Here is a 19,776-nt window from a genome sequence, read left to right as displayed (position 1 = left end):
GATCCGCTCCGAGTTAGCATGCGCTCCACGGATCGGGCATACTCGCGTTGGAGCAAGGGTGCGTAAACGCGGTACTGGTCATTTGAAGCATCAATACCAAAACGGTCATGCTGGATAGGCAGCCATTTCGATCTTGCGATTGCGCTCGGCCTGATGGCGGCGCTGGGTGCCATCCCGGCTGACGCCCTGTCCTCCTACACCGTTATCGGCGAACTCAATCTCGACGGCACGATTGCACCCGTTGCGGGCGCCCTACCGGCTGCGATCGCGGCCAATGCCATGGGCAAGGGGCTGATTTGCCCGTTCGAGAGCGGGCCGGAAGCCGCCTGGGCGGGCAAGGAAATCGATATTCTCGCACCACGCAGCCTGATCGCGCTTGCCAACCATTTTCGCGGCACGCAGGTGTTGTCACGCCCGGAGCCAGCAGTGCGGGCCACCGCCGCCAACCTGCCAGACCTTGCCGATATCAAGGGGCAAGAGAGTGCCAAGCGGGCATTGGAAGTGGCAGCGGCTGGCGGCCATAATCTGCTCTTCGTCGGGCCGCCCGGTTCCGGCAAGTCGATGCTGGCCTCGCGCCTGCCGTCGATATTGCCGCCGCTATCGACATCGGAGCTGCTCGAAGTGTCGATGATCCATTCGGTCGCCGGCCAGCTTTCGGGCGGCAAGCTTTCCGATCGGCGGCCCTACCGTGCGCCGCACCACTCCGCTACCATGGCGGCACTCGTTGGTGGCGGTCTGCGTGCCCGGCCCGGTGAGGTCTCGCCTGCCCATCACGGCATTCTATTTCTTGACGAACTGCCGGAGTTTTCGCCGCAGGCGCTGGATGCGCTGCGCCAGCCGCTGGAAACCGGCGAATGCGTCATCGCCCGCGCGAACCACAGGGTTTCCTACCCCGCCGGCATCCAGTTGATCGCGGCGATGAACCCTTGCCGATGCGGCATGGCCGGCGAGCCGGGGCATACCTGCGCCCGAGGCCCGCGTTGTGTCAGCGATTATCAGGGGCGCATTTCCGGCCCGCTGCTCGATCGCATCGATATCCGCATCGACGTACCGGCCGTTTCCGCCGCCGATCTTATCCGGCCGGCAGCGGCGGAAAGGAGCGCCGATGTGGCACTGCGTGTCGCTCGCGCCCGGGAGCGGCAGCGCGAGCGTTTCGAAACGGCCGGCATGAAGGGCATCCTCACCAATGCCCGCTGCTCAACCTCGATGATCGAAACCATCGCCGAGCCGGACGCCGCTGGCCTGCAATTGCTGCGGGATGCTGCGGAGAAGATGAAGTTCTCGGCCCGTGGCTATCACCGCATCCTCAAGGTGGCGCGGACGCTCGCCGATCTCGACGACAAGCCGACCGTCGGGCGCATCCATCTTGCCGAAGCTATTTCCTATCGCATCGCGGGTGAGCGGTTGACTGCGGCGGCGTGACATTGCTGAGATTAGAGCATTTCCAGGAAAAGTGTGCAGCGGTTTTCCGTCCGGAAATGCGTAAAAACAAAGAGTAAAAACAAAGAGATGGAGCGCTTTCGCGATTCGAAGAAAAGCGAAAGGGGTCTAGAAAATGACAAAGGGCGCCGTGGCGCCCTTTGAATGTGTGGTAACGGAGCCAGCCTCTATCAGCCGCCCAGACCCTCGAACAGCGCCGTCGACAGGTAGCGTTCGGCGAAGGAGGGGATGATGACGACGATGGTCTTGCCTTCATTTTCCGGGCGCTGGCCGACCTTGATGGCTGCCGTCAGCGCCGCACCGGAGGAGATGCCCACAGGCACGCCTTCGAGCTTCGCCACGAGCCGGGCCTGCTGGAAGGCCTCGTCATTGGAAACGGTGATCACTTCGTCATAGACATGGGTGTCGAGGATCTTCGGCGCGAAGCCGGCGCCGATGCCCTGGATCTTGTGCGGACCGGGATTGCCGCCGGAAAGAACCGGGGAATCCGTCGGCTCGACGGCGATGACCTTCACGTCGGGCTTGCGGGCTTTCAGCACCTGGCCGACGCCGGTGATCGTGCCGCCCGTGCCAATGCCGGAGACGAAGATATCGACCTTGCCCTCGGTGTCGTTCCAGATTTCCTCGGCCGTCGTCTTGCGATGGATTTCCGGGTTGGCCGGGTTCTCGAACTGCTGCGGGATGATGGCATCAGGCAGCGTCGAGGCCAGTTCCTCGGCCTTGGCGATCGCGCCCTTCATGCCCTTCGGCCCTTCGGTCAGCACCAGTTCGGCGCCGAGCAGTGCCAGCATCTTGCGGCGCTCGATCGACATGGTCTCCGGCATGGTGAGGATCAGCTTGTAACCCTTGGCGGCGGCGGCGAAGGCGAGCGCGATGCCGGTATTGCCCGACGTCGGCTCGATCAGCACGGTCCTGCCCGGAGCGATCTTGCCCTGAGCTTCCAGGCTTTCGATCATGGCAACGCCGATGCGGTCCTTGACGGAGGCGATCGGGTTGAAGAATTCAAGCTTTGCCAGGAGGTTGGCCTTGACGCCCTTTTCCTTCGCCAGCTTATCGAGACGCACGAGCGGCGTATCGCCGATGGTCTCGGTGATCGAGGCATAGACGCGGCCGCGGCCTGGTTTGCGGGTGTCGGACATGGGTTCTCTCCCTACATTGGAATTATGGAGTGACAATAGGATCAAATGCTTGCGGAAACCAGAGTGCGGGCGTCCTCACCGCTTGCTGCGCGTGAGAAAAGAATCTCTCAACTGACTTCTTCAGAGAAGATTTTTTCAGGCCACGCGGGCGGCGATGAAGGCGGCCGTGCCCGCGAGGATGCTTGCCGCGACCCGGTTCAAGATCTGCAGGGCTCGCGGCTTCTTCAGGAAGGTGCGGGCTCGCGAGGCAAGCAGCATATAGGGGACGAGAACGACAAGCAGCACGACGAAGGTTGCCGCCAGCAACATCGCATATTCGCGCAGGCCGATGCTGCCGATATCGATCAGCGTCGGCACCAGCGCGACGTAGAAGAGCATGGTCTTCGGATTGCCGAGCGTCACCAGCAGGCCCGAGAGAAAAGACATGCCGGCGCTATTGGATTTCTTTGCCGCGATATCGGCTGCCAGCAAACCGGCCGTCCAGAGTTTCCAGGCGATATAGCCGAGATAGAGCGCACCGGCGATCTTGATGACGATGAACACCTCGGTGAAGGTCTGCGCCACGAAGGCAAGGCCGAGGATGACGGCCGTCAGGTAGATCGTGTCACCGAGCACGAGGCCGAGGCCCATGAAAAAGGTCTCGCGAAAGCCGGAGCCAAGCGCACGCGCCACGATCGCCGTAATCCCAGGGCCGGGAATTGCCGCAGCAATGAAGAGAGCGCCGCAATAGGCGAGCAGGGATGCAAGCGTCATGGCAATTTCCTCCTCAGATGGTGTTTGCTCTACCGCACCACCTTTGCGTTTTCAAGCGATTGCGCTGGCGCTGCGAACGGATTACCAAGGGGTTAACGGCGCGTCGAAACTGCTTTGCCCAAGGATATCATGTCTTCTGCATTGCTCCTGATCGATCTTCAAAATTCCATCCTGACCGGCCTTGGCGCTCCGGGCCGGCAACCGGCTATCGATGCGGCGCTGGAAGCGGTTGTCGCCAAGCTGGCGGGCTTGAAACACAGGGCACGCGCTGCCGGCATTCCGGCCTTCATCGTTCAGCACGACGGCAACCCGGGCCATCGGCTGGTGAAACGCAGCGAAGGCTGGCAGCTGCGCCGGGAAATCGCACCCGAGGCCGGCGATGTCGTGGTGCACAAGACGAGCTGCGATTCCTTCTTCGAAACCGATCTTGAGGCGAAGCTGCGTGCCCGCGGCATTACCCGTCTTTTCATCGGCGGCTGCATGACGCAATTCTGCGTCGATACGACGGCACGCCGCGCCGTTTCGCTCGGTTTCGACGTCTCGCTGATCTCGGATGGCCACACCACGGCGGATATGGGCAAGCTGGCTTTCGAAGAGATTGTCTCCCATCACAATATGCTGCTTGACGGTTTCGATGCTGGGCCGCATGAAATCAGACTGATCGCATCCACCGAAATTCTTTTCTGACGCCTTCCCGCCCGGAGCCCCCGATGCCGCACCTCACCAGCATGATCGCCTTTGCCCTGATTGCGCTCGGCATGGTGCTGACGCCCGGGCCGAACATGATCTATCTGGTATCGCGATCGATCTCGCAGGGGCCAGCGGCAGGCTTGATCTCACTCGGCGGCGTCGCCTGCGGCTTTGTCTTCTACATGCTGTCGGCCGCGCTCGGCATCACCGCCTTCGTTCTTGCCGTGCCCTTCGCTTATGATGCGCTGCGGCTGGCCGGTGCGGCCTATCTCGGCTGGCTTGCCTGGAATGCGCTGAAGCCCGGCGGCCGCTCCGCTTTTCAGGTGCGCGAGCTGCCGAAAGACAGCACGCGCCGGCTTTTCTCCATGGGGCTGGTGACCAGCCTGCTGAACCCGAAGGTCGCAGTGCTTTATCTTTCGCTGCTGCCGCAGTTCATCGATCCCGCCGCCGGCAGCGTGTTTACGCAATCCGTTATCTTCGGCTTTGTCCATATCGCCGTCAGCCTGACCTTTAATGCCATCTTCGCGCTGACGGCCGGCTCCGTCGCGCTGTTCTTCGTGCGCCGCCCGTCCTTCGCGCTTGTGCAGCGTTGGCTGATGGGTACGGTGTTGGCAGGGCTTGCCGTCCGAATGGCGTTTGAGGCGCAACGCTGATGATAAACGTCTCACAGACTATCACCGCCGGCCTTCTGGCACTCGCCTCGTTCGCAAGCGTCGTGCCGCTCGCTTCGGCGGCGGAGACCGGCACGCAAACAATCGTCTTCATGCGCCACGGCGAAAAGCCGGATGCGGGTCTTGGCCAACTGAGTTGCCAGGGCCTCAACCGGTCGCTCGCCTTGCCGCCGGTGCTGACGAAGCTCTTTGGCAAGCCTTCGGCGATCTTTGCCCCCGATCCTTCCAAGCGGAAGGAGGATTCCGGCGTTTCCTACGATTACATCCGGCCGCTTGCGACCATCGAGCCGACCGCTATCGCGCTGGGCCTGCCTGTCGATACCAGCTTTGGCTATGAGGATATCGATGGCCTGAAGGCTGCGCTGGAAAAGCACGATTATGCCGGCAAGCTGATCTTCGTTGCGTGGGAGCACAAGCAGATCGTCGATCTCGCCCGCCAATTGATGAGCGAGAACGGCGGCGACGCCAAGGCGGTGCCGAAGTGGCACGGCAAGGATTTCGACAGTCTATACGTCCTGCATCTCGGCGCAGATGGGGCCAAGCCGAGTGCGCGTTTCGAGAAGCTGGCGGAAGGTCTCGACGGCCAGCCGGAAACCTGCCCGCAACCAGCCAAATAATCTTAGAAGACCGGCCGCATGAAGCTGCGCTCATAGCTGACGATGCAGCGTGTTTCCTCGCCATAGGCAAGGGCGGCCTGGGATTCTGCGTCCTCGGGTATTTTCAGCCGATACTCCTCATAGGCCGTAAGGCTCGGAAAGCTGAAGAGCGCGAGCGCAATATTGTTGGCGCCTTCATGCGGCATGAAATAGCCGTGATGCGTGCCGCCAAGCCGGTTGACCAGCGGGATCCAGAGCTTTGCGTAATGCTCGAACTGGGCAAGCTTATAGGGATCGATGACGTAGCGCAGGTAGCAGGTGATCATTCGGCTGTTCCCTTCGAAAGATCACTGCTTTTAGGACGGGGCAGGGGTATCGTCCAGCCGAGATTCATGCCCGCCGCCGCCCCCAGAATGACGATGGCGCCGATGATCTGCGCCACGCCGAGCACATGGCCGAAGGCGAGGCGATCGACGATGATGGCGGCGATCGGATAGATGAAGGACAGCGCGCCTGTGAGATGCGTCGGCAGCCTCTGGATGGCGCCATAGAGCAGCACATACATCAGGCCGGTATGGACGATGCCCATGGTGACGAGGATCGACCATCCGCCGGCATCATGCGGAGCAGCGGAGAAATCGGTGAACGGGACGAGCATCAGGACGCCTGTGGAGACCTGGATGAGCGCGATGAGATGCGGCGGCGTGCCCTTCAGCCACTTCGCGGCGATGGCCGCCAGTGCGTAGAAGAAGGCAGCGCTGAGCGAAAGCAGGATGCCAATCGCATAGCTCCCCGCGCCGCCCGTTTCCGTGGGCTTACCCTCGACGATGACGACCATGCCGGCAAAGGCGAGGCCGAGCCAGAAGAGCTTGGTGAGCGTGATCTTCTCGCCGAGAAACAGCGCGCCGAGCCCGAGCAGCATGAAGGGCTGCGTGTTGTAGACGGTCGTCGCAATGGAAATGGAGGCATGCGAATAGGCCGCGAAAAGTAGCAGCCAGTTGAGGACGATGGCGATGCCGCCGGCAACGGCGATCGAGAACGTCTTGAGGGTCAGCATGCCGGGGCGCAGCAAGCCCATGACGGCGCAGACACCGAGAAGCGTCATCGCGCCGAAGAGGCAGCGCCAGAACACCACGCCGGTCACCGGCTGCCCCGACATCAGAACGAACCAGCCGATCGTCCCTGAAATCAGCATCGCCGCCGTCATTTCCATCGAACCGCGCCGTATCTCGCTCATTGCCTGTGCTCCCGCATGTTGGAGCAGATGATATTGCGACGAGACTAACGGTGATATAGATTTAATGAGGTGATGTGGAGTTTTATCCTAATTAAATGAGGTTATAAAATGGGTGTGCCTAATGCAGCGATTGGCCTGGACGAGACAGACCAGCGAATGCTCGAAGCGCTGGCACGCAATGCCCGGATCTCGCTGAAGGAGCTGGCGGAGGTAGCCGGCCTGTCATCGCCCAGCGCTGCGGAACGGCTGCGTCGGCTGGAGGAGCGCGGCGTCATTTCAGCCTTCACCGTGGATATCGCGCCGGAGGCGATCGGCTATCCCCTGCAGGCGATCGTTCGCATCCGGCCTTTGCCCGGCCAGTTGCACGTCGTCGAGCGCATCATTCAGGAGACGCCGGAATTCATCGAATGCGACAAGGTCACCGGCGATGATTGTTTCATCGGTCGTCTGGTGGTGCGCTCGATGGGTGAGCTTGATGGCATATTGGACAAGATCACCGAGCGGGCCGAGACGAATACGTCGATGATCAAGGCGACACCGGTCAAGCGTCGGCTGCCACCGCTTTCGCGCTAGAGCAATTCCAGCAAAAGTGCGGAGCGGTTTTGCGTCCGGAATTGCGTGAAAACAAAGAGATAGAGCATTTCCGTCACTTCGATTAAAACGGAAATGCTCTAGAACTCCGCCATGGGTGAGAGCAGGATCGGCCCGGCAATGTCGTCCGCCGCCTTGCCGCGCGCCATCAGCATCGTGTAGCCCTCATAGGGCTCCAGCGATACCTCGCAATCCAGACGATCCGGAGAGAAGCAGATCTCGATACGATCGGGTTCGAGGTCAAGCGCAGACAGGATTGCGGCGAGGGATGGCATGGTCGTTCCCACGACGTCGAGAAGCCAGAAAGTCGCGCCATCAAAGGTCCATGCAATCACCGTGTCATCGCCGAGTGCCGTCAGGCGGATCGCGGTATTGAAGCCGGCATTCAGCAGAAACATCTCCGTCTGCCTGGTGACGGCAAAGCGAGCGGAGACCGGCTGCCGGCTTTGCAGGAGCGTCTTGATCAGACGCACATCATCAGGCGTTTCCAGGGAGAGCTGCCGGGCAGTCTGCCCGGATTGCTGGGGTTTCGCAGTCTGCGCAATGAAGACATGCTGTGGCAGGGCTCGAAAACCGTAACGCTCATAGAGCGCCGGCTTGTCGGTGAGCAGGAGATCGAGCTCATAGCCCTCGGCCTTCGTTCGCGCAAAGGTGCGCTGCATGAGGTCGCGATAAAGCCCGCGCCCGCGCCATTCGGGCCGAACTGCTCCGGACTGATATCCGGCCGCCTTCACTGACCGGCCATTGATGATCATCGGCATCGAGAAGGCGCTGAAATTGGCGACGCAGCGGCCATCGGCGTCGAAATAGCCTGAGGGCATGCTGCTGGGATCGGGGCCGCCGAATGAAGCCTGCAGGTTGATGTCGATGGAAAACGTATCCTGCAGCAGATCGACGAGAGCGTTCCAGGCGGAAGGATCTGCGAAATAGTCCTGGCGGAGCGTCAGGTCATGCTGTTGGGCAAGATCGCTCATCACACGCCGGTGGAGCCGAAGCCGCCGGCGCCGCGCGCGGTTTCACTGACTTCGGTGATCTCAGCGACACGCACCTGCGTCACCGGCGCGATGATCATTTGCGCGATGCGCATGCCGCGGGTGATCTCGAATGGCTCGTCGCCGAGGTTGATCAACAGCACCTTCACCTCGCCGCGATAATCGCAATCGACGGTGCCGGGTGAGTTCAGGCAGGTGATACCGTTTTTAAACGCAAGGCCGGAGCGCGGGCGGATCTGAGCCTCATAACCCTCGGGGATCTCGAAGATGAAGCCGGTGGGAACGAGGGCGCGTTTGCCGGGCGCGAGCGTCAGCGGTGCCCCATCCTCGACGCCGGCGCGCAGGTCCATGCCGGCGGCGCCCTTGGTCTCGTAGGCGGGCAGTTCCAGGCCTTCGCCATTCGGCAGGCGGATGAGGTTCAGGATCGGGCGAGTCTCTGTGTGAATGGTCATGCGGCATTAGTTTGCGCTCGGATGCCCAAGGTCAATTGCAATCCCGGCCTTGAGTCGCTAGATACGGCCGCAATTCACAGGATTTACACGCATGGCCGAAAGTCTCGCCGAGGCGGTCTCCCGCCGCCGCACATTCGCTATTATCGCTCACCCGGACGCGGGCAAGACGACGCTCACCGAAAAGCTGCTGCTGTTCGGCGGCGCCATCCAGCTTGCCGGTGAAGTCAAGGCCAAGAAGGATCGCATGCAGACGCGGTCCGACTGGATGAAGATCGAGCGCGAGCGCGGTATCTCGGTCGTGACCTCGGTGATGACCTTCGAATATGAAGGCAATGTCTTCAACATTCTCGACACGCCCGGTCACGAAGACTTCGCCGACGATACCTATCGCACGCTCACCGCCGTCGACGCCGCCGTCATGGTCATCGATGCCGCCAAGGGTATCGAGCCTCGGACGCTGAAGCTGTTCGAAGTATGCCGCATGCGCGATATCCCGATCATCACCTTCATCAACAAGATGGACCGCGAAAGCCGCGATCCCTTCGAGATTCTCGATGAAGTGGAAGAGAAGCTGGCGCTCGACACGGCGCCGATTACCTGGCCGATCGGCCGGTCCAAGACCTTCTGCGGTTCCTATCATCTGGCATCCAACACCGTTCGCGGCTCCGATACTGAAGTCGCCGCGACTCCCGTCAACGGCCCGCAGGCCGTCGCCGACCGTCTGCCGGAAAACGAACGCCAGGCCTTCATCGACGAGACGGAACTGGCGATCGAAGCCTGCCGCCCCTTCGACCAGGAATCTTTCCTTGAAGGCCATATGACGCCGGTCTTCTTCGGCTCGGCGCTGCGCAATTTCGGTGTCCGCGACCTCATCAACGCGCTCGGCGAATTCGCGCCGCCGCCACGCGATCAGGTGGCCGATATCAGGACCGTTCACGCCACCGACGACAAGATGACGGCCTTCGTCTTCAAGATCCAGGCGAACATGGACCCGAACCATCGCGACCGCATCGCCTTTGCCCGCATCTGCTCGGGCAAGCTCGAGCGCGGCATGAAGGCGCGCCTGTCGCGCACCGGCAAGCAGCTCGGCCTCACCGCGCCGCAATTCTTCTTCGCATCGCAACGCCAGCTTGCCGACACCGCCTATGCCGGCGATGTCGTCGGCATTCCGAACCACGGGACGCTGCGCATCGGCGATACGCTGACGGAAGGTGAATCGCTCGTCTTCCAGGGCGTGCCGAACTTCTCGCCGGAAATCCTGCGCCGCGTGCGTCTTGAGGATGCCATGAAGGCGAAGAAGCTGAAGGAAGCGCTGCAGCAGATGGCCGAAGAGGGTGTCGTGCAGCTGTTCTCGCCCGAGGACGGCTCTCCCGCCATCGTCGGCGTTGTCGGCGCGCTGCAGCTCGACGTGCTGAAGGAGCGGTTGATGGCCGAATACGGCCTGCCGGTTTCCTTCGAAATGTCGCGCTTCTCCGTCTGCCGCTGGGTGTCGGCCGACCAGCCCGCTGACCTCGAAAAATTCGTCACCGCGCGTCGTGGCGATATCGCCCGCGATCTCGACGGCGATCCGGTTTTCCTCGCCCAGGACGGCTTCTCGCTGCGCTACGAGGCCGAACGTTACCCGGCTATCAAGATGGTCGCCATCAAGGAATATCACGCCGTCAAGGCGGCGTGATATCAGCGAGCATTCTCCGCGGCTGCCTCTCTATTGAGCGGTGTTCATCAGTTCGGCGTAGTCAATCTCCGTGGCTTCATCCAGCGGAAACATGCATTCGATCCGCAATTCCTGGGTCGTGATCATCTGCGCGGTACCTACCGTCGTCACCAGTGAAAAAAATCTCAGGACATGTCCGTCTTTCACAAAGGAAAGAGGGATAAGCGGCGCATTCTCGACTGCAGGCAAAGCCTGCCATTCGGCGTCCACATCCGGGTAGGCAAGCAAGCTGTCGATGAGCTCTTTGGTCCGTACATCAATGGTGCGGCCAACGGACTCCCGAAAAACCCGTCCGAGAAGGCTCTTTGCCGTCAGATCCCAATCGGGAATGAAGGGCCGCATGCCCGAGGGATCGAACATGAGATGCAGCAGATTACGCGGTGCCGGACGTGCGGCCATATCGATGAAATGACCGAAGAAGCGAGGGGTCGCATCATTGGTCATCAAGACGTTCCAGTAGCGGTCCATCACGACAGCCGGGAACGGCTCGTGCTGGCGAAGCATGCGCTTGAGCGCATTCGTCACGCCTTGCATCTCGCGATCGTCGAAGCTTGCCTCCGAATAGATCGGTGCATAGCCGGCGGCAAGCAGCAGGCTGTTGCGCTCCCGGAACGGCACGTCCAATGCTTCAGCTAGGCGCAGAACATTCTGGCGACCGGGAGTGCTCCTGCCGCTCTCGATGAAACTGATCTGACGCTGCGAAATGCCGGTATCGAGGGATAGATCGAGCTGGCTCTTGCCTCGTGTGCCCCGCCATGCACGCAGCTGCGGGCCGAGTTCGTTTGGCATTCTCGGATCTGTGCGGGAAGAACTCATGATGCAGGGGCCTCGCTTCATTCGTCTCATCGTGGCGGGGTGGGTTCAACCACCCCGCCGGCATGGATTGCCGTCAGAACGCGACGGGTCCGACTGATCCGTACCAATGACGCACTTTGGCAGGATCGACCTCGTCCATGTAGAAAAAGTGCGTCATGACCGGCTTGACCACCGCCTGTGTTCGATCGTCGGGCGTCATGGTGACTGTTCCACGGAACACTTTGAGCGATCCGCCATCCCAATATTCGGTAACATCATGCAACGCGGTGAATCCGGTGTCGATGAAGGCGCGCAGGTTTTCGCGAATGGTCTCGCGTCCCTTCCAGTCGGCAATGCCGAGATTGCATGTCGCGTCTTCCGCGAAGCAATTGAAGCCGTCGCCAAAGGTCTTGTCGTCAATGTCCCGCCAGAAGGCCAGCAGCCATTGGGGGGCGTCTCTTTTCGTAAAGGACATCGTGGTCATGGGTTTCTCCTGAGCCTGCCGTTGGAACGTGGGTCGCGGCCGCGACATCGTTCCGGGCCAAGGCTCCGTCTGTTGAAGGGCTTTGAAATGCTCTTCCTGCAAGAAGACGGATGTTGGATACCGTGAGACGAACATCTCCTCAATTACACGCGATGTAATGAAAGTCTTTCCATCATGGTGCAGATTGGGTGCTGGATAAGCAGGCAGGCCGGATTGCGCGCCGCTTGAAGCGGGACGTTAGCTCACCATCAAGGCGTCGTGATTGCCGACAGCATGTTTCATTCTGGAATAGTGCTTTCGAGATGTTCCATCCAATATAGCGCTATGCCATAGTGCCGCCCCGGGGATCTATTCGATCATAGCGGGCGGCTTTTATGATGAAATTTCTTGCGGTTCTTGCTCTGGCATTTGTCGGGCTGCTTCCTGTCTCCGTGCAGGCACGGATTATCACCGACGCGGCCGGACGCACGGTCTCGGTACCCGATAAAATCAACCGCATCGTCGTTGCCGGACCGCCGGCGGCCGTGCTGGTCTATGTTCTGGCGCCGGAAAAGCTGGCGGGATGGGTGCACGCCCCTGATGATGCCGCCAAAGCCTATCTCATGCCTTCGGTCCAGGCACTTCCCACCGTCGGTCGTCTGACGGGCAAGGGCGGCACGATCAGCACACAGGCCGTGATGGATACCAAGCCTGACATCATCCTCGATGCCGGCACGGTCGATCCCACCTACAAGGCGTTGGCCGACAAGGTGCAGGTGGAGACCGGTATTCCCTATGTGCTGATTGACGGCAGCTTTGCCCGCACAGCCGATACGCTCCGTGATGTCGGCGCGCTTATCGGTGTTGGCGATCGTGCCAACAAGCTGGCCGACTACGTCGATTCGACGGTCAAGGACCTGAACGACAAGCTGGCGACGCTGCCGAACGATCCGCGGCCGCGCGTCTATTATGGCCGCGGCGCGGATGGGCTGGAGACCGGGCTTTCCGGCTCGATTAATCTCGAAATCCTCGATGTCGTGGGCACGATGAACGTCGCAGCTGCTGTCGGCAAGGGCGGATTGACCAAGGTGACGCCGCAGCAAATTGTTGGCTGGAACCCGGATATCATCATCGCAGACGATGCGAATTTTGCAGGATTGGTGAAGAGCGATCCGCAGTGGGCTGCCATCAAGGCCGTCAAAGATGGCAAGGTCTTTGTGCCGCCGTCACTACCCTTCGGCTGGTTCGATTCGCCGCCCGGCGTCAATCGGCTTCTCGGCGTGCGCTGGCTGGAAAAGCTGCTCTATCCGAAGCTCTTCAGGAGCAATTTCACGGATGATGTGAAGGCGTTCTACAAGCTGTTCTATCAGGTCGATCTGACGGATGATCAAGTGGCAACCTTGCTGAAGGGCTTGAAGTAGCCGGCATCGAAAGAGGAAGACGTTCATGGTGCGTGAGAACGAGATTCGCGAAAACGAGGTGGTCGTCGAGCCGCCTGCGGCCTCGGATGCCGGCCTCACCTTCATCGGTCGCATTTCCACGCCCTGGACATCGCGCATGGAAACGCCGCGCCAGGGGCGGCATGATGGGCCGATTTGCCGGATCGAAATCTTCGAGCCCTGGGTGCTGGCGCTGACGGGAGTGGAGGCTTTCGAGCGCCTGGAGATTCTTTATTGGCTGGATAGATCGCGTCGGGATCTCGTGCTGCAGAGCCCCGCGCGCAATGGCAAGGTGCACGGCACCTTCTCGCTGCGATCGCCGGTGCGGCCAAACCCCATCGGCACATCCATCGTCAAGCTTGAGGCCGTGGAAGGACCGGTGCTGCTCGTTCGCGGCATGGATTGCCTGGATGGTACGCCGCTGCTCGACCTGAAGCCGGATCGCGCGCTGTTCAAACCCATCGCGCCGCCGCAGTCCGGTGATTTCCAGACAGACGACGGCGAGACGGCGCATCATTGCCAGAAGGCTTAGGCACGATCCCGAAAAGTGCGAAGCGGTTTTCGGATAGAGCATTTCCGCTTTTCTTCGAATCGCGAAAACGCTCTATATTTTTGTTTCTTGACGCATTCCGGACGGAAAACCGCTACGCACTTTTCCTGGAAGTGCTCCAAGATCACGCCTGTTCTGGTTGTCAGTCGACGGCGACCATGACGTCGGATGCCTTGATGACGGCATAGGCCGAAGCGCCGACCGTCAGGCCCAGCTCGTCAACCGCTTCGTTGGTGATCGAGGACGTAACGATTGAGCCGTTGCCGATGTCGATGCGGACATGCGCTGTCGTCGCACCCTTGGTGACTTCGACGACCTTGCCCTTGAGGCGGTTTCTTGCGCTGATTTTCATGGATGTTTCTCCCTATTTGCGACGCGACAATATCGTCTCGACGGGCGGCGGGCTACCCCGAAACCCTATTCGCCGCGCGGAAACCGCTGGTTTTCCTCCAGCACATTGAGATCCATGTGGTTGCGCATATATCGCTCCGACGCCTTCTGCAGCGGCTGATAATCCCAGGGATAATAGGCGCCGTTGCGCAGCGCCGCATAGACGACCCAGCGCCGCGCCTGACTTTCGCGCACGGCAGCGTCAAAGCCTGCGAGGTTCCAGCGCTCCATGGCCTGCGCGCTCAACCGGTTCAGCGTTTCGGCATAGGCGGGGTCGCCGGCGAGATTTTTAAGCTCCTTCGGATCGGCGTCGAGATCGAAGAGCATCGGTGGGTCCTTGTCGCAAAGCGTCAGCTTGTAACGCCCGTCGCGCAGGCCGACAAGCGGAGCTTCGGACCCTTCGGCGGCATATTCCATCGGCACCGGGCTGCGGCTTCCCGTTCCATGGGCCAGGGGAGCCAGATCCTCACCGTCGGTCCAGCGGCGCAATGAGGTGATATCGAGCCCGGCCAGGCCCGCCAGCGTAGGTGTAACATCGAGCGTCGACACCGGCTGGTCGATCCGCTTCGGCCGCCAGCCGGGAGCCGCGATCATCAGCGGCACGCGGGCGGAGCCTTCGAAGAAGTTCATCTTGAACCAGAGGCCGCGCTCGCCGAGCATGTCGCCGTGATCGGAAACGAAGAGGATGATGGTGTTGTCGGCCATGCGGCCGCGCTCAAGCGTTTCGAGGATTTCGCCGATCTTCTCGTCGACATAGGAGATGTTGGCGAAATAGCCGCGCCGCGCCCGGCGGATCTGCTCCGGCGTGATGGCGAAGGCGGTATGATCGCACGCTTTCATCAGCCGCTGCGAGTGCTGATCCTGCTGCTCGAATGGGATCTCGCCGATCTCAGGATCGAGCGCCGGGCAATCCTCATAAAGATCCCAGAAACGGCGGCGCGCGACATAAGGATCGTGCGGATGGGTGAAGCTGACCGTCAGGCACCAGGGCCGCTCATCGTGCCCACGGGAGAGGTCGTACAGCTTGCGCGTGGCGTGATAGGCGACCTCGTCGTCATATTCCATTTGGTTGGTGATCTCGGCAACGCCGGCCCCGGTCACCGAGCCGAGATTGTGGTACCACCAGTCGATGCGCTCACCAGGCTTGGTGTAGTCGGGTGTCCAGCCAAAATCGGCGGGATAAATATCGGTCGTCAGCCGCTCCTCGAAGCCGTGCATCTGGTCCGGACCGACGAAGTGCATCTTGCCCGACAATGCCGTCTGATAGCCGGCGGCGCGCAGATGATGCGCGAAGGTCGGAATATCAGAGCAGAATTCGGCGGCATTGTCGTAGACGCGCGTGCGGCTCGGCAATTGCCCGGACATGAAGGAGGCCCGCGCCGGCGCGCAAAGCGGACTTGCCGTATAGCTGTTGGCGAAGCGCACGGAGCGTTTCGCCAAAGCTTTCAGGACCGGCGCATGCAGAAACTCGGCCGGGCCATCGGGAAACAATGTCCCGTTAAACTGATCGACCATGAGAATGAGAATATTCGGGCGCGACATTCGGGTATTTCCTTGAAGATCAGAGGCCGATGGCGGCTTTGACGGCATCGAGACCGGGTTTGCCGTCGATAGTGGTGACGCCGGTAAGCCAGGGCGTCAAGGCATCCGGATGCGCCTTCAGCCACGCAGTCGCTGCATCCTTGGCGCTGTCGCCACCGAGGATCGAGCCCATCAGGGAATTCTCCATGCCGATGTCGAAAGTCAGATTGTGGAGGAGCTTGGCGGCATTCGGGCATTGGGCTGCCCAGCCGGTACGGGCCAGCGTGTAGACTTCGGCTCCGCCGTAATTCGCGCCGAAATAGGCATCGCCGCCTGCGAGATAGGCGATCTTGAAGCGCTCGTTCATCGGATGCGGCGCCCAGGCGAGGAAGACGATCGCCTGCTTGTCCTTCGAGGCACGCTCCACCTGCGACAGCATCGCCTGCTCGCTCGATTCCACCAGCTCCCAGCCCTTGAGGCCGAAATCATTGGCGTCGATCATCTTCTGGATATTGGCATTGGCGGGCGCGCCGGGCTCGATGCCATAGATCTTGTGGTCAAAGTCGGCGGCATGCTTCTGCAGATCCGAGAAGTCCTTGATGCCCTTGTCGGCGACATAGGTCGGCACCGCCAGTGTGAATTTCGCACCTTCGAGATTGCGGTTCAGCACTTCGACAGCCTTCGCCGCGTTGAGGTCGTCGACAAAGGCTTTCTGCGCCGGCATCCAATTCCCGAGGAAGACATCGATCTCGCGGGTTTTCATCGCCTGATAGCCGATTGGCACGGAGAGGGTCTTGATATCGGGCTCGTAGCCGAGTGCTGTCAGCAACACGCCGGTTACACCGTTGGTCGAGGTAATGTCGGTCCAGCCTGGGTCGGACATATGGATCGTGCGGCAGCTGTCGCCATCGGCGCGGGCGATGCCGGCAAAGGAAAGGACGGAGAGAAGGGCGCCGGCGGCGAGCCGACCCATTGCAGAAATGCGCATGACGATAGCTCCCTCTTTGTTATTGGATTATTTTATTGAACATCACTAGCGCTCGCGCTGTGAAGCAGGCATTTTTCGATAGATGCCAAAAGGAAATTTTATGGCTGAACGTTTGGTGGATCTTGGTTGGCTGCGTATTTTTGTGGAGGTCGGGCGCTCCAGCAGCCTCTCTTCCGCAGCTTTGGCGCTTGGGCTAACGCAGCCCGCCGTCAGCTATCAGATCCGCCGCATCGAAGAGCAGATGGGCGTTTCCCTGTTCCACCGCCAGCATCGCGGCGTCAAGCTTTCGCCTGAGGGGCGGCGCCTGTTCGAGATGGTTGAAAAAGCGGTAGGCGGCGTCGATACGCTGGTGCGCAGCTTTCGTGCCGAGGCGGAGCGGCCGTCCGTCCGGCTGAGAACCGACTATGCGTTCTCCGCTCTCTGGCTGATCCCCCGCATGCATGCCTTCCGGCTGCTCCATCCGGAGGTAGATATCCAGATCGTCGCGACGCAACGGCTGGATCGCGGTGCACCTGACAATGGCGACATCGCCGTTTTCTTCGGATCGCGAAATGAATTCGGCCCGGGAGCGTCGCTGCTATTGCCGGAAAAGGTCGTGCCGATCTGCACCCGTGGCTTTGCCGAGCGTCACGGCCCGTTCACCGATCCCTCGCAATTGGCGCGCGCCACCCTCGTACATCTCGATTCAGAGATGCCATCGCCATGGTTCGATTGGGAAAGCTATCTCGCAGCATTCGGCATTGCCCATGACAACTCTGCCGGCCGTGGCGACCTGCGCTTCAATACCTACTCATTGGTCGTGCAGGCAGCGCTCAGTGAGCAGGGTGTGGCGATCGGCTGGATGGGCCTCGTCGATTCGTTACTCGCAGCCCGCACATTGGTGACGGCCGGTCCGATGCTGGAAGCACCGGAGCGCGGCTATTGGCTTCTGCCGCCAGCAGCGCCGAGTCCGCATGCGGAGCGGCTGGCGGAGTGGCTGCTGGCAGAAGCGGCTGCGGCTAAGCAGCCATCGCTTCCTCTGCCGTGAGATCAGCCAGGAAAGTCTCGCACCAGTGCAGGACATCGTGCTCCAGCAGATAATCCATCATGCCGCGCCAGCGTTCCTGCCGTTCCTGTAGCGGCATGTTGACGGCGCGCGCCAGGGCATTGGCCGTGCCGTCGACGTCATAGGGGTTGACGAGCAAAGCACCGTGGAGCTTACGCGCCGCGCCGGCAAATTGCGACAGCACCAGCACGCCTGGGTCTTCCGGATCCTGCGCCGCGACATATTCCTTGGCGACGAGGTTCATGCCATCGCGCAGCGGCGTCACCAGCCCGACCTTGGCGAGCCTGTAAAGACCGGCCAGGATCGGGCGGCTGATCGAGCGGTTGATATAGCGGATCGGCACCCAGTCGACCGTGCCGATGGCGCCATTGACCCGGCCGGCCTGTTCGGCGACGGCATGCTGCATCGCCTCGTATTCCGGCACTTCCGAGCGCGATTTCGGGGTGATTTGCAGATAGGTGACGTTGCGCTGGTGCGCCGGGTTGTTGGTGATGAACCGTTCGAAAGCGTCGATGCGCTGCGTGATGCCCTTGGAGTAGTCGAGCCTGTCGACGCCAAGGATCAGCTCGCGGCCCTCGATGCTTTGCCGCGCCTTTTGCACCATGCTGTGCGACGCGGCCTTGCGGGCGAAGGCGGCGAAGCCTGCCGTTTCGATGCCGATCGAATAGGCGCCACCACGGAAATCATGGCCATGGGCGCTGAAGTGGCCAGGGCTTTTCTCGATACCCATGCCCTCGCGCTTCAGGCAGCCTGCGAAATTTTCGAGGTCATGATCGGTCTGGAAGCCGAGCAGGTCGTAGGAGGTGAGGCCGCGCATGATTTCTTCATGCACAGGCATGGCCTGCACGACGTCGGCCGGAGGCCAGGGAATATGCAGGAAGAAACCGATGCGGTTATTCAGCCCCATCTGGCGCAACTCGGCTGCCAGGGGAATGAGGTGATAGTCGTGAACCCAGATGACATCATCCGGCTCGATCAATGGCGCCAGCCTGTGGGCAAAGAAGCGGTTGACGCGAAAATAGCCGGTCATTTCCTTCCGGGCATATTCGGCCAGATCAAGCCTGTAATGACAGATCGGCCAAAGCACGCGGTTGGCAAAGCCCTGATAATATTCCTCGACATCGGTCTGGGTCAGGTCGGTCAGGGCATAGGTGATATTGCCGTCCTGCGTCATCTCCAGCGGCTCCGGTTCGGCCTCGCCGCTCGATTTGCCGGACCAGCCCATCCAGATGCCGCCGCGCTCTGCTAGCGCCGCCTGTAGCGCCACGGCAAGGCCGCCCGCAGCCGCAGCGCCCTTGTGATCAGGCACGGAAACACGATTGGAAACGATGATGAGACGACTCACGGATTATTCCTTTCAAGAGGGCTGGGAGGGCGCCGCAATGATCGATGGATCATTTGACGAGCGTTGCCAGCACCTCCCTTAAACGCGCGGGTGAGCCAATGGATGCACGCGCCAGCGTTTTTCCGCTGCCATCGCTGATGCGCACGGATTGACCGCCAAGACGATTGGCGGCGGCAAACATCGTCTCGTCGGTCACGTCGTCGCCGATCGTCACGGGACGGCGGCCTTCGAAAGGTGCTTCGGCAAGGAATGCCTCGACGGCGCTCCCTTTGTTGGCATGGGCAGGGCAGATCTCCACAACCATCTTGCCGCGCTGCAAGCTCCAGTCCGGCCCGGCTTCCTCGAGGTAGCGTTGCATGGCTTCGACAATCTCAGCCTCGCTGCCGGGTGTTTGCCGGTAGTGAATGGTGACGGCCGCACCCTTGTCTTCGACAATAGCGCCCGGCCAGGCATGGGCCTCGCGAGCGATAGCCTGCTTCATCTCCTGGAAGGCAGGCGGGATATGCGTGCGCCGCAGCCGACCCGCCGCATCGCGCCGTTCTGCGCCGTGCAGGCCAGCTACCGGAAAGCGGAAGGGTGCAAACAGCGGATCGACGAATTCGATCGACCGTCCTGTCACCAGCGCCAAGGCGCCGCCGAGCTGGCGTGAAAGCGCATGGAGCGTCGCGGGAAGATCGTCGGGCACGACGATCGCCTCGGGCGTTTCGGCAAGATCGAGCAGCGTTCCGTCGATGTCGAGAAACAGTGCCCAATCGTGAGGATAAAGTGAGAGTGCGGTGAGGGCCGGCTCTTTCAGCGGCCTCGGTGTGGCTTCGCCCTGTTCGGGCTGTTCCTGAGAAGACATGCCATCTTAGCTAAGGCGCTATTCTCATACGGCAAGGAAAAAAGCGAAATCATCATAAGTCAAAGCCAGCAGCGATCTGCTGAAATCGAGGTCCAGGAATGCAAAAGGGGCCGCGCTAGCG

21 protein-coding genes and 1 pseudogene are annotated in these 19,776 nt (G+C 61.0%); 9 read left to right on the top strand and 13 right to left on the bottom strand.

The window, feature by feature from the left end; all coding sequences use genetic code 11:
- Positions 1 to 117 precede the first annotated feature (117 nt).
- Positions 118 to 1,422, top strand: a pseudogene (locus A6U86_RS27385) (YifB family Mg chelatase-like AAA ATPase); the annotation flags it as partial.
- A 188-nt stretch (positions 1,423 to 1,610) separates the two neighbouring features.
- Here A6U86_RS27385 and cysK read toward each other — a convergent pair.
- Positions 1,611 to 2,579, bottom strand: a complete 969-nt coding sequence (gene cysK / locus A6U86_RS27380) for a cysteine synthase A (protein WP_068397818.1) — start codon at positions 2,577 to 2,579, stop codon at positions 1,611 to 1,613.
- 135 nt (positions 2,580 to 2,714) lie between these two features.
- The gene (locus A6U86_RS27375; protein WP_068397816.1) at positions 2,715 to 3,332 is read right to left on the bottom strand and encodes a LysE family translocator; all 618 of its coding nucleotides are present in this window, start codon (positions 3,330 to 3,332) and stop codon (positions 2,715 to 2,717) included.
- Between the two features lie 129 nt (positions 3,333 to 3,461).
- Here A6U86_RS27375 and A6U86_RS27370 point away from each other — a divergent pair, with 129 nt between their 5' ends.
- The 3 genes from A6U86_RS27370 to A6U86_RS27360 are packed head-to-tail and all read left to right on the top strand — an operon-like array spanning position 3,462 to position 5,310.
- A complete protein-coding gene (locus A6U86_RS27370; RefSeq protein ID WP_068397813.1) occupies positions 3,462 to 4,019 on the top strand; it encodes a cysteine hydrolase family protein in 558 nt (185 codons plus the stop codon).
- 23 nt (positions 4,020 to 4,042) lie between these two features.
- Positions 4,043 to 4,675, top strand: coding sequence for a LysE family translocator (locus A6U86_RS27365; RefSeq protein WP_068397810.1), 633 nt, complete (start codon positions 4,043 to 4,045; stop codon positions 4,673 to 4,675).
- Positions 4,675 to 5,310 (top strand): hypothetical protein, encoded by a 636-nt coding sequence (locus tag A6U86_RS27360; RefSeq protein WP_068397807.1) that lies wholly within the window; start codon positions 4,675 to 4,677, stop codon positions 5,308 to 5,310. Before A6U86_RS27365 ends, A6U86_RS27360 begins: the two co-directional genes overlap by 1 nt.
- A 2-nt stretch (positions 5,311 to 5,312) precedes the next feature.
- Here A6U86_RS27360 and A6U86_RS27355 read toward each other — a convergent pair whose 3' ends face one another.
- Together A6U86_RS27355 and A6U86_RS27350 are read right to left on the bottom strand one after the other, a co-directional pair.
- Positions 5,313 to 5,615 (bottom strand): NIPSNAP family protein, encoded by a 303-nt coding sequence (locus A6U86_RS27355; RefSeq protein WP_068397805.1) that lies wholly within the window; start codon positions 5,613 to 5,615, stop codon positions 5,313 to 5,315.
- Entirely contained in the window at positions 5,612 to 6,526 is a 915-nt protein-coding gene (locus A6U86_RS27350; RefSeq protein ID WP_068397802.1) for a DMT family transporter, read from the bottom strand. The genes A6U86_RS27355 and A6U86_RS27350 overlap by 4 nt, the downstream gene beginning before the upstream one ends.
- A 108-nt stretch (positions 6,527 to 6,634) precedes the next feature.
- On the opposite strand from A6U86_RS27350, the gene A6U86_RS27345 reads away from it, so the two are divergent.
- Positions 6,635 to 7,099, top strand: coding sequence for an Lrp/AsnC family transcriptional regulator (locus tag A6U86_RS27345; RefSeq protein WP_068397799.1), 465 nt, complete (start codon positions 6,635 to 6,637; stop codon positions 7,097 to 7,099).
- A gap of 98 nt (positions 7,100 to 7,197) precedes the next feature.
- Here A6U86_RS27345 and A6U86_RS27340 read toward each other — a convergent pair whose 3' ends face one another.
- Complete coding sequence (locus A6U86_RS27340) at positions 7,198 to 8,091, bottom strand: GNAT family N-acetyltransferase (protein ID WP_068397796.1); 894 nt, start codon at positions 8,089 to 8,091, stop codon at positions 7,198 to 7,200.
- Positions 8,091 to 8,561 carry a dUTP diphosphatase gene (dut, locus tag A6U86_RS27335; RefSeq protein WP_068397794.1) on the bottom strand — a complete coding sequence of 157 codons (471 nt, stop codon included), beginning with the start codon at positions 8,559 to 8,561 and terminating at the stop codon, positions 8,091 to 8,093. Before dut ends, A6U86_RS27340 begins: the two co-directional genes overlap by 1 nt.
- Positions 8,562 to 8,652: 91 nt before the next feature.
- On the opposite strand from dut, the gene A6U86_RS27330 reads away from it, so the two are divergent.
- Positions 8,653 to 10,236: a peptide chain release factor 3 gene (locus A6U86_RS27330; protein ID WP_068397792.1), complete on the top strand. Its 1,584-nt coding sequence runs from the start codon at positions 8,653 to 8,655 to the stop codon at positions 10,234 to 10,236.
- A gap of 30 nt (positions 10,237 to 10,266) precedes the next feature.
- Here A6U86_RS27330 and A6U86_RS27325 read toward each other — a convergent pair whose 3' ends face one another.
- Together A6U86_RS27325 and A6U86_RS27320 are read right to left on the bottom strand one after the other, a co-directional pair.
- Positions 10,267 to 11,091 (bottom strand): helix-turn-helix domain-containing protein, encoded by an 825-nt coding sequence (locus A6U86_RS27325; protein ID WP_068397789.1) that lies wholly within the window; start codon positions 11,089 to 11,091, stop codon positions 10,267 to 10,269.
- A 73-nt stretch (positions 11,092 to 11,164) separates the two neighbouring features.
- A complete protein-coding gene (locus A6U86_RS27320; protein WP_068397970.1) occupies positions 11,165 to 11,554 on the bottom strand; it encodes a nuclear transport factor 2 family protein in 390 nt (129 codons plus the stop codon).
- Between the two features lie 374 nt (positions 11,555 to 11,928).
- Here A6U86_RS27320 and A6U86_RS27315 point away from each other — a divergent pair, with 374 nt between their 5' ends.
- Both A6U86_RS27315 and tsaA read left to right on the top strand, forming a co-directional pair.
- Positions 11,929 to 12,954 (top strand): iron ABC transporter substrate-binding protein, encoded by a 1,026-nt coding sequence (locus A6U86_RS27315; protein ID WP_068397786.1) that lies wholly within the window; start codon positions 11,929 to 11,931, stop codon positions 12,952 to 12,954.
- Positions 12,955 to 12,979: 25 nt separating this feature from the next.
- A complete protein-coding gene (tsaA, locus tag A6U86_RS27310; RefSeq protein ID WP_068397784.1) occupies positions 12,980 to 13,504 on the top strand; it encodes a tRNA (N6-threonylcarbamoyladenosine(37)-N6)-methyltransferase TrmO in 525 nt (174 codons plus the stop codon).
- Between the two features lie 160 nt (positions 13,505 to 13,664).
- Here the strand turns inward: tsaA and A6U86_RS27305 are convergent, their stop codons facing one another.
- The 3 genes from A6U86_RS27305 to A6U86_RS27295 form a co-directional block, all read right to left on the bottom strand.
- Positions 13,665 to 13,874 carry a molybdopterin-binding protein gene (locus tag A6U86_RS27305; protein WP_068397781.1) on the bottom strand — a complete coding sequence of 70 codons (210 nt, stop codon included), beginning with the start codon at positions 13,872 to 13,874 and terminating at the stop codon, positions 13,665 to 13,667.
- Between the two features lie 65 nt (positions 13,875 to 13,939).
- Positions 13,940 to 15,454: a choline-sulfatase gene (gene betC, locus A6U86_RS27300; RefSeq protein WP_068397778.1), complete on the bottom strand. Its 1,515-nt coding sequence runs from the start codon at positions 15,452 to 15,454 to the stop codon at positions 13,940 to 13,942.
- A gap of 19 nt (positions 15,455 to 15,473) precedes the next feature.
- On the bottom strand, positions 15,474 to 16,406 hold the full coding sequence (locus A6U86_RS27295; protein WP_141683826.1) for a choline ABC transporter substrate-binding protein: 933 nt from the start codon (positions 16,404 to 16,406) through the stop codon (positions 15,474 to 15,476).
- Positions 16,407 to 16,521: 115 nt separating this feature from the next.
- Here A6U86_RS27295 and A6U86_RS27290 point away from each other — a divergent pair, with 115 nt between their 5' ends.
- Positions 16,522 to 17,448, top strand: a complete 927-nt coding sequence (locus tag A6U86_RS27290) for a LysR family transcriptional regulator (RefSeq protein ID WP_068397772.1) — start codon at positions 16,522 to 16,524, stop codon at positions 17,446 to 17,448.
- Here the strand turns inward: A6U86_RS27290 and otsA are convergent.
- Positions 17,420 to 18,811: an alpha,alpha-trehalose-phosphate synthase (UDP-forming) gene (gene otsA, locus A6U86_RS27285; protein WP_068397769.1), complete on the bottom strand. Its 1,392-nt coding sequence runs from the start codon at positions 18,809 to 18,811 to the stop codon at positions 17,420 to 17,422. The two genes, A6U86_RS27290 and otsA, sit on opposite strands and share 29 nt — an antisense overlap.
- Positions 18,812 to 18,860: 49 nt before the next feature.
- Positions 18,861 to 19,655: a trehalose-phosphatase gene (otsB, locus tag A6U86_RS27280; protein ID WP_068397766.1), complete on the bottom strand. Its 795-nt coding sequence runs from the start codon at positions 19,653 to 19,655 to the stop codon at positions 18,861 to 18,863.
- Positions 19,656 to 19,776 lie beyond the last annotated feature (121 nt).

The sequence above is a fragment of the Rhizobium sp. AC27/96 genome (genome assembly GCF_001692325.1).
Classification (GTDB): domain Bacteria; phylum Pseudomonadota; class Alphaproteobacteria; order Rhizobiales; family Rhizobiaceae; genus Rhizobium.
The sequence above is the reverse complement of the archived record's forward strand: the minus strand, read 5'-3'. Positions and strand labels throughout refer to the sequence as shown.

Excerpts from the sequence above, each read along its gene's own strand:
- A6U86_RS27295 (WP_141683826.1), bottom strand. The coding sequence starts at position 16,406 with ATGGGTCGGCTCGCCGCCGGCGCCCTTCTCTCCGTCCTTTCCTTTGCC.
- A6U86_RS27330 (WP_068397792.1), top strand. The coding sequence starts at position 8,653 with ATGGCCGAAAGTCTCGCCGAGGCGGTCTCCCGCCGCCGCACATTCGCT.
- A6U86_RS27360 (WP_068397807.1), top strand. The coding sequence starts at position 4,675 with ATGATAAACGTCTCACAGACTATCACCGCCGGCCTTCTGGCACTCGCC.
- A6U86_RS27340 (WP_068397796.1), bottom strand. The coding sequence starts at position 8,091 with ATGAGCGATCTTGCCCAACAGCATGACCTGACGCTCCGCCAGGACTAT.
- tsaA (WP_068397784.1), top strand. The coding sequence starts at position 12,980 with ATGGTGCGTGAGAACGAGATTCGCGAAAACGAGGTGGTCGTCGAGCCG.
- A6U86_RS27315 (WP_068397786.1), top strand. The coding sequence starts at position 11,929 with ATGATGAAATTTCTTGCGGTTCTTGCTCTGGCATTTGTCGGGCTGCTT.
- cysK (WP_068397818.1), bottom strand. The coding sequence starts at position 2,579 with ATGTCCGACACCCGCAAACCAGGCCGCGGCCGCGTCTATGCCTCGATC.
- otsB (WP_068397766.1), bottom strand. The coding sequence starts at position 19,655 with ATGTCTTCTCAGGAACAGCCCGAACAGGGCGAAGCCACACCGAGGCCG.
- A6U86_RS27350 (WP_068397802.1), bottom strand. The coding sequence starts at position 6,526 with ATGAGCGAGATACGGCGCGGTTCGATGGAAATGACGGCGGCGATGCTG.
- A6U86_RS27325 (WP_068397789.1), bottom strand. The coding sequence starts at position 11,091 with ATGAGTTCTTCCCGCACAGATCCGAGAATGCCAAACGAACTCGGCCCG.
- A6U86_RS27370 (WP_068397813.1), top strand. The coding sequence starts at position 3,462 with ATGTCTTCTGCATTGCTCCTGATCGATCTTCAAAATTCCATCCTGACC.
- A6U86_RS27365 (WP_068397810.1), top strand. The coding sequence starts at position 4,043 with ATGCCGCACCTCACCAGCATGATCGCCTTTGCCCTGATTGCGCTCGGC.
- betC (WP_068397778.1), bottom strand. The coding sequence starts at position 15,454 with ATGTCGCGCCCGAATATTCTCATTCTCATGGTCGATCAGTTTAACGGG.
- A6U86_RS27345 (WP_068397799.1), top strand. The coding sequence starts at position 6,635 with ATGGGTGTGCCTAATGCAGCGATTGGCCTGGACGAGACAGACCAGCGA.
- A6U86_RS27375 (WP_068397816.1), bottom strand. The coding sequence starts at position 3,332 with ATGACGCTTGCATCCCTGCTCGCCTATTGCGGCGCTCTCTTCATTGCT.
- dut (WP_068397794.1), bottom strand. The coding sequence starts at position 8,561 with ATGACCATTCACACAGAGACTCGCCCGATCCTGAACCTCATCCGCCTG.
- A6U86_RS27320 (WP_068397970.1), bottom strand. The coding sequence starts at position 11,554 with ATGACCACGATGTCCTTTACGAAAAGAGACGCCCCCCAATGGCTGCTG.
- A6U86_RS27355 (WP_068397805.1), bottom strand. The coding sequence starts at position 5,615 with ATGATCACCTGCTACCTGCGCTACGTCATCGATCCCTATAAGCTTGCC.
- A6U86_RS27290 (WP_068397772.1), top strand. The coding sequence starts at position 16,522 with ATGGCTGAACGTTTGGTGGATCTTGGTTGGCTGCGTATTTTTGTGGAG.
- A6U86_RS27305 (WP_068397781.1), bottom strand. The coding sequence starts at position 13,874 with ATGAAAATCAGCGCAAGAAACCGCCTCAAGGGCAAGGTCGTCGAAGTC.